Annotated in this window: 10 protein-coding genes and 1 pseudogene; 6 read left to right on the top strand and 5 right to left on the bottom strand. The window is 66.8% G+C overall.

The genetic code is table 11. The annotated features are described in order from the left end of the window. The 4 genes from Q0326_RS05950 to aat form a co-directional block, all read left to right on the top strand. Nucleotides 1–228, top strand: a 228-nt coding sequence (locus Q0326_RS05950) for a biotin/lipoyl-containing protein (protein ID WP_298688134.1), incomplete at its 5' end; no start/stop codon positions are given. Nucleotides 229–233: 5 nt separating this feature from the next. Next, a complete protein-coding gene (accC, locus tag Q0326_RS05945; protein ID WP_298688132.1) occupies nt 234–1583 on the top strand; it encodes an acetyl-CoA carboxylase biotin carboxylase subunit in 1350 nt (449 codons plus the stop codon). Then, nucleotides 1580–1918 carry an arsenate reductase (glutaredoxin) gene (arsC, locus tag Q0326_RS05940; protein WP_298688130.1) on the top strand — a complete coding sequence of 113 codons (339 nt, stop codon included), beginning with the start codon at nt 1580–1582 and terminating at the stop codon, nt 1916–1918. Before accC ends, arsC begins: the two co-directional genes overlap by 4 nt. A gap of 226 nt (nt 1919–2144) precedes the next feature. After that, the gene (aat, locus tag Q0326_RS05935) at nt 2145–2930 is read left to right on the top strand and encodes a leucyl/phenylalanyl-tRNA--protein transferase (RefSeq protein WP_298688128.1); all 786 of its coding nucleotides are present in this window, start codon (nt 2145–2147) and stop codon (nt 2928–2930) included. A 35-nt stretch (nt 2931–2965) separates the two neighbouring features. On the opposite strand, the pseudogene Q0326_RS05930 reads toward aat, so the two are convergent. The 4 genes and pseudogenes from Q0326_RS05930 to Q0326_RS05915 form a co-directional block, all read right to left on the bottom strand. Beyond that, nucleotides 2966–3133: pseudogene (locus tag Q0326_RS05930) on the bottom strand (DUF2155 domain-containing protein); the annotation flags it as partial. Nucleotides 3134–3402: 269 nt separating this feature from the next. Beyond that, nucleotides 3403–3948 carry an outer membrane lipid asymmetry maintenance protein MlaD gene (gene mlaD, locus Q0326_RS05925; RefSeq protein WP_298688126.1) on the bottom strand — a complete coding sequence of 182 codons (546 nt, stop codon included), beginning with the start codon at nt 3946–3948 and terminating at the stop codon, nt 3403–3405. Between the two features lie 3 nt (nt 3949–3951). Beyond that, nucleotides 3952–4341, bottom strand: coding sequence for an NADH:ubiquinone oxidoreductase subunit NDUFA12 (locus tag Q0326_RS05920; protein ID WP_298688124.1), 390 nt, complete (start codon nt 4339–4341; stop codon nt 3952–3954). A 59-nt stretch (nt 4342–4400) separates the two neighbouring features. Further along, nucleotides 4401–4892 carry a cold shock protein gene (locus Q0326_RS05915; protein ID WP_298688136.1) on the bottom strand — a complete coding sequence of 164 codons (492 nt, stop codon included), beginning with the start codon at nt 4890–4892 and terminating at the stop codon, nt 4401–4403. Here Q0326_RS05915 and Q0326_RS05910 point away from each other — a divergent pair. Further along, a complete protein-coding gene (locus Q0326_RS05910; RefSeq protein WP_298688138.1) occupies nt 4818–5165 on the top strand; it encodes a hypothetical protein in 348 nt (115 codons plus the stop codon). The genes Q0326_RS05915 and Q0326_RS05910 overlap by 75 nt on opposite strands. A gap of 50 nt (nt 5166–5215) precedes the next feature. Here Q0326_RS05910 and Q0326_RS05905 read toward each other — a convergent pair whose 3' ends face one another. Continuing rightward, complete coding sequence (locus Q0326_RS05905; protein ID WP_298688122.1) at nt 5216–5752, bottom strand: regulatory protein RecX; 537 nt, start codon at nt 5750–5752, stop codon at nt 5216–5218. Nucleotides 5753–5958: 206 nt separating this feature from the next. On the opposite strand from Q0326_RS05905, the gene Q0326_RS05900 reads away from it, so the two are divergent. Further along, the coding region (locus tag Q0326_RS05900) for a fatty acyl-AMP ligase (protein ID WP_298688120.1) at nt 5959–7317 on the top strand (1359 nt) is incomplete at its 3' end.

Below are 7317 nucleotides of genomic sequence, written 5' to 3'. Positions count from 1 at the left end.
CTGGTAAAGTCGCCGATGGTCGGCACCGTCTATATGTCGGCCGAGCCCGGTGCCGCACCATTCGTCAGCCCGGGCAAGCAGGTCGCCGCCGGCGACACGCTGCTGATCGTCGAAGCGATGAAGGTGATGAATCCGATCGTCGCGCCCAAGGCGGGCACCGTGCGCCAGGTGCTGGTCGAGAACGGCCAGCCGGTCGAGTTCGACCAGCCGCTCGTCGTCGTCGAGTAAGCATCATGCCGATCAGCAAGGTGCTCATCGCCAATCGCGGCGAGATCGCGCTCCGCATCCATCGTGCCTGCCATGAGATGGGGATCGAGACCGTCGCGGTGCATTCGACCGCCGATACCGAGGCGATGCACGTCCGCCTTGCCGATCAGGCGGTGTGCATCGGGCCGCCGGCCGCCGCCGACTCCTATCTGAACATCCCCAACATCATCGCCGCCGCCGAGATCTCGGGCGCCGACGCGATCCACCCGGGGTACGGCTTCCTTTCCGAGAACGCGAAGTTCGCCGAGATCGTCGAGGCGCACGGGCTGATCTTCATCGGGCCCAAGCCCGAGCATATCCGGATCATGGGCGACAAGATCGAAGCCAAGCTGACCGCGGCCAAGCTCGGCCTGCCGCTGGTGCCCGGCTCGGACGGCCCGATCAGCGATGTCGCCGAGGCCAAGGCGGTTGCGGCCGAGATCGGCTATCCCGTGCTGATCAAGGCGGCGTCGGGTGGCGGCGGGCGCGGCATGAAGGTCGTCGAGAGCGAGGACATGCTCGAGACGCTGATGCAGCAGGCCGGCCAGGAGGCGAAGGCCGCATTCGGCGACGCGACCGTCTACATGGAAAAATATCTGTCGGACCCGCGCCATATCGAGTTCCAGGTGTTCGGCGACGGCAACGGCCAGGCGATCCATCTCGGCGAGCGCGACTGCTCGCTCCAGCGCCGCCACCAGAAGGTGCTCGAAGAGGCGCCCTCGCCCGTCATCTCGATGGAGCAGCGCGAGTGGATGGGCGGGATCGTCGCGAAGGCGATGGCCGACATGGGCTATCGCGGCGCCGGCACGATCGAATTCCTCTACGAGGACGGCAATTTCTACTTCATCGAGATGAACACCCGGCTGCAGGTCGAGCATCCGGTCACCGAGGCGATCACCGGCCTCGATCTCGTCCGCGAGCAGATCCGCATCGCCGACGGTCATTTGCTGACGCTGCGGCAGGAGGATGTCGAATTCCGCGGCCACGCGATCGAATGCCGGATCAACGCCGAGCATCCGCGCACTTTCGCGCCCTCGCCAGGCCTGGTGAAGGGCTATCATGCGCCCGGCGGGATGAACGTCCGCGTCGATAGCGGGCTCTATGCCGGCTACCGCGTGCCGCCTTATTACGACTCGATGATCGCCAAGCTGATCGTCTGGGGCCATAGCCGCGAGGGCGCGCTACGGCGGCTGCGGCGGGCGCTTGAGGAATTCGTGATCGACGGCATCACCACGACCATCCCGCTGCACCAGGCGCTGCTCGACGAGCCCGACTTCCAGGACGGCGAATATACGATCAAGTGGCTCGAGCATTGGCTGGCGGACGAAGGCGCGTGAAAGCCACGATCTGGCACAATCCGCGCTGCTCGACCTCGCGCAAGACGCTCGCGATCCTGCAGGAGACGCCAGGGATCGATCTCGAGATCATCGCCTATCTCGACACGCCACCTACGCGCGCACGCCTCGTTGGTCTTTACGCCAAGGCCGGCATCACGCCGCGTCAAGGCCTACGGGCGAGCGAGGATGCGGCGATTCCCCTGCGAGAGGCCGACGATGACGCGCTGCTCGACGCGATGCTCGCGCAGCCCATCCTGATCCAGCGCCCGCTGGTGGAGACCAGCAAAGGTGTACGATTGTGTCGCCCGATCGAGCGGGTCCGCGAAATCCTCTAGCGGAACAATGATCGAGGCGCTCTCGGCCCGCCGAAGCGGCTGATCCGTCCCGACGTCTGCGCGAAGACCGCTAGTGCGACGACGACGGGCACCGCAAACCGTGCCGAGCATCGACCCTAACATAGATCTGCCGATTGCGCTTGCGAGAAGCCGCGCAAGCCCTGATACTGGCGTCGATATGCCGACTCCGCCCCTTCGCCTCCAGTCGCTGCGGCCGCGAGGCTGAATGCTCGGGCGCGGGCGGCGAGCGGCGGCCGAGCCGATCGACCCCGATCTCCTGCTGCGGGCGTATTCGGTCGGCGTCTTTCCGATGGCCGACAGCCGCGACGCCGCGGATATCTTCTGGGTCGAGCCAAAGAAGCGCGGCGTTCTCCCGCTAGACGGCTTTCACCTCTCGCACTCGCTACGCAAGACGCTGCGCTCGGATCGGTTCGCGGTGACGGCGGACCATGATTTCCCACGGGTCGTTGCCCATTGCGCCACCGCGAGCGTCGATCGCCCCGAGACGTGGATCAATCCGCAGATCGAGGAGGCCTACGGCATTCTCCACGCAGGGGGTCATGCCCATTCGATCGAGGTGTGGCGCGCGGGTGACGTCGGCGGAGAGATGGTGGGCGGGCTTTACGGCGTCTCGCTCGGTCGCGCCTTCTTCGGCGAGAGCATGTTCAGCCGCGCGACCGATGCGTCGAAGATCGCGCTGGCGCATCTCGTCGGCCGGCTGCGGGCGGGCGGCTATATGCTGCTCGACTGCCAGTTCATCACCGACCACCTTGCCTCGCTCGGCGCGATCGAGATTGCGCGGGCGAGCTACCGCGCGTTGTTGGACGAGGCGCTCGGCGGCGGTGCCTCGGCGGCGGCGGCCTTCGCCGCGCTCGCGGGCGCATCGGCGTCGGCCGACTTCTTCGCGCTCGATCGCACCGCCGGCGCGCCCGCACCGATCGCCGAGGCGAGCACCGTATCGGGGCCGATATCGGGATGCATCATCGCGCAGCTCTTGGGCCACACATCGTGAATCGGATGCTCGACGACGTTGAGCGACGGCGATTCCTTGTAGAGCCACCCCGAGAACACTCGCCGCCAGCGCGTATCCCGCCCCTCGACGTCGAGCTGGACGAAGGCCCCTGTCAGCGGCTCGGCCTCCCACGGTGCGCTCGTCTCGCAAGCGCGTAGCCGGACCACGACATCGCCGACCCGCATCGCCTGCCCCGGCTTCATCGTGACGTCCCGCTCGAGACCGTTGCGCTTGTTGAGCAGCCCGAGCACCGCGACGCGGTCCGCCATCGGCGTCTCGGTGCGGCTCAGCGCGTCGGGACCGGGCGAAGCGGACTTCGCCCTACCCGTTGCGGGCGCCGCATCGGCAGCGTCGCTGGCGTCGCCTAGCGGCAGCGCGGGCTTGTCCGTATTGTTTTCGTGCAGCGCCTCGACGCCCTGCCAGGCGCCGACCGCGCCGATCAGGGCGATCCCGGCCGCTAGCCCGAGCCGCTTCACGGCTGGCTGGGGGCCGCGGCCGCCTGGTTGCCAGAACCCGACGCCGCTGCGGCGCCCGATTTGGCGTCGCCGCCGGACTTTGCATCGCTGCCCGAATGATTGATGAACTGGCCGACCATGCCCATCAGGTCGACCGCGCCCTGCGTGTCGACGATGGTGTCGCCGGATTTGAGCGGCGTCGACGCGCCACCGGGAACCAGCGAAATATAATTGCCGCCGAGAACGCCTTCCGAGGTGATCGCGGCACTGCTATCCGACGGCACCTTGGCGGTCGGATCGATCGCCAGCATCACGTCGGCCTGATAGCTTTGCGGATCGAGCTTGAGCCCGGAGACCTGCCCGATCTTGAGCCCGGCGACCCGCACGTCGGTGCCGACCGCGATGCCGTTGGCATTCGGAAACAGTGCGGTGACCTGCACCGCATTGGCGACGCGCCCGCCGCCGGTCCGCTCCCAGGCATAATAAGCGAACCACGCCGCCACGATGACGACGAGAAGCCCGATCAGCGCCTCGGCACCATGTTCCTTCAATAGACTACGCATGGGTCAGTTCGGGCTCCATGCCTCATAGTCGCCCGTGGCGGCGGCACGCTTGCCGCCGGCCTCGAGCGCACCGGCAGGCCGATAGGCCTCGCGCGAACCGGTCAGATTGGGTTGCGGCGCCGACTGCCACGCACGCGGCGCAGGAAGATCGTCGGGCGTCTCGTCGATCGTGTTGTGCAACCAGCCATGCCATTCCGGCGGCACGCGGCTGGCGTCGTTCGATCCGGCATAGATCACCCAGCGGCGCGGATTACCGTGCACATCCGTGCCGCCACTATAAAAGATATTGCCCATCGTGTCCGATCCGACGCGACCGCCATGGCGGCGCGTGAACAGCCGCGTGGTGAACGTGGCACCGTTCCACCATGTGAAGATATTTGCGAGTACGCCCATGCTGCTGCGCTTAGCGTGGCGTTACGGTCGCGGCAAGCCGCGGATCATGTCGCCGACGCTCAATGCTCGCTGAGCAGCAGTTCGACCGCAAGCGGCCCCTTGGCGCCCGCCGCGATCCGCGCGCGCATGCTTTGCTCGGGGACGAGATCGACGAGCCCTGCACGGCGCACCGTTTCCATATGCACGAAAATGTCGGCGTTATCGCAGTCGCGAACGAGGAAGCCATAGCCCTTGAGGCGATTGAACCACTTGACCCGCACCGATTCAGGATCGCCTGCCGCCTCTAGCAGCGGCATCGGATCGACATGCGTCGCGGCGCGGCGCGCGGCGGCTTCGAGATCGGGCCCGGTCGCGGTCGACAGGTCGAAGCTGACCAGCGCCCGCGCCTGCAGCCCGCGCTCGCGCTGCGCGGCGAGACAGACGGCACGCGCTCCCTCGGGCAGGCTGCGGCGCCCGAACGGGCGGAGCACGGAGAAATGGATCAGCACATCGCCTTCGCCATCGTCGCCGACCAGGAAGCCGAAACCGCGGGTCGCATCAAACCACTTGATGTTGCCCGAGACTTCAACCTCGCCCGCCTGCGGGAGCGGAGGCGTTTCCGGGTTTGCATCGTCGGCACAGACTACAGCGGGGCGGCTCGAACGGTCCGAATCCGATTGGTCATGAAAGGAAGCAAGATGCGGCGTCTCGAAACGGGCTGGTCGATGATCGGCCGCGCTCATCGCACGCAGCGACACGCCAGTTGCGACGCCGCCGACACCGTCATTTTCGAACGCGTGAAAGCCTTCCTGCATGTGTTTCAATCCCCCTGCCTGGAAACATAGCATGATTATTGCCCGAATCGAGACGGAATCTTCGCCGGATCGCAGGCATTTCAGGCTTCGTCTTGGTCTGGGACATCCCCGGGTGCCATCGCAAGGATCCGCCGCGTGAAATTGATCGAATGACCGGCGCGCATCATCGCCGCAAAGGCGCGGCTATGACCCTTTTGGTCAAGCGGGCGATCCGCGAACGGCCCGATCCGCTTGCGTTGGGCGAAGCGCAGCGCGGTCGTCCAGGCGTCGACATCGGCCTGCTCGCGGGCCGCTTTGGCGTCGTCGGGCGCGATGTCGTGGCCGGCGAGCGCGGTGTCCAGCCGGCGGGCGCCATACCCTCTCGCGCTCAGCGTCCGGCCCTTGGCCTCGGCGAAGGCACGGTCGTCGACATAGCCCCGCTCGGCGAATCTCTCGACGATGGCAGCGATCGGCGGCTCGCCCTCGCCGTCCCATCCGCGCTCCGACAGCTTGCGTCGAAGATAGTCACCGAGCTTGGCGCGGCTGGTCGCGAACCGCCCGGCATAGCCCAGCGCGAGCCGTTCCAACGCCGCGGCATCGAGCGCCGGACGGGCGCGTTGGGGTCGGCCTGTTTGCACGCGCCACGTTTGTGCCACAGTCGGGCCGGATTTTGAACGCCGATCATGCTGTATCGTTAAAGGATTGGACGATCTTCAATGTGCGTCTATCACGCGGGGTTGGAGTATATGAGGAGATGCCGTCGGTGCGTCACGAGACCGGGAGCACTGTCAGCACTATGGGTAGCCGCGTGAACGCCACTGCATCGGACCAAGCGTCCGACCCTATGACGCCGACCCCGACTGACGACAGCTTGCCGCGCCGCTTCGGCGACTTCGCCACGCTAGGCGAAGCGCTCGACTATGCGGCGCGCGGCGTGCGCGGCCTCAACTTCCACGATGCCCGCGGGACGCTGACTCAACCTTACCCCTATGCCGTCCTGCGCGACGATGCGCTGGCCAATGCCCATCGGCTGGTCGCCGCCGGCATCCGCCCGGGCGATCGCATCGCCCTGGTCGCGGAGACGGGCGCCGCGTTCGCGGCTCTTTTCTTCGGCGCAATCTATGCGGGTGCCTGGCCGGTGCCGCTGCCGCTGCCGACCAGCTTCGGCGGCCGGGAGTCCTATATCGACCAGCTCGCGGTCCAGCTGAAGAGCTCGGATCCCAAGATGCTGCTCTACCCGGCCGAGATCGCCTCGATGGCGCACGCCGCTGCCGAAGCCGGCCGAATCACGGGCACGACCTTCGAGGAGTTCGCCAGCCGTAGCGCCCCCGCCGGGCCCTTGCCGCAGGCGGACGCGAATGACATCGCCTATCTGCAATATTCGAGCGGATCGACGCGCTTCCCGCACGGGGTCGCGATCACGCACGAAGCCCTGCTCGAGAATCTCGCGGCACACGGCCACGGCATGAACGTCACCGAGGGCGACCGCTGCATCTCCTGGCTGCCGCTTTACCACGACATGGGCCTGGTCGGCTGCTTCTTGTCGCCGGTCGCCAACCAAGTCTCGACCGACTATCTCAAGACCGAGGATTTCGCGCGGCGCCCGCTTGCCTGGCTCGACCTGATCAGCCGCAACGCCGGCACCAGCCTCTCCTATTCGCCGACCTTCGGCTACGACATCTGCGCACGCCGGATCAGTTCGTCGACCGACGTCAAAGGCCGCTTCGATCTGTCGCGCTGGCGATTGGCCGGCAATGGCGCCGACATGATCCGCCCCGACGTCATGCAGGCGTTCGTCGACGCCTTTGCGCCCGCCGGGTTCGACGCCAAGGCGTTCACGCCCAGCTACGGCCTTGCCGAGGCGACGCTTGCCGTCTCGATCATGCCCCCGGGCGAAGGCATCGTCGTCGAGCTGGTCGAGGAAACGCAACTGTCGGGCGGCGATATCCACGCCCACCGGCCGCAGCGCTACCGGGCGATCGTCAATTGCGGCAAGCCGGTGCGCGGCATGACGATCGAAATCCGCGAGGAGGACGGCACGCCGCTCCCCGACAAGGCGATCGGCAAAGTGTGGTGCACGGGCGGATCGGTGATGGTCGGCTATTTCCGCGACGAGCCGGCGACCGACGCCTGTCTCGTCGACGGCTGGCTCGACACCGGCGACATGGGCTATTTGAGCGATGGCTATATCTACATCGTCGGC

The sequence above is a fragment of the uncultured Sphingomonas sp. genome, from assembly GCF_937859915.1.
Classification (GTDB): Bacteria; Pseudomonadota; Alphaproteobacteria; order Sphingomonadales; family Sphingomonadaceae; genus Solisphingomonas.
This window is presented reverse-complemented; position numbering and strand designations above follow the sequence as displayed.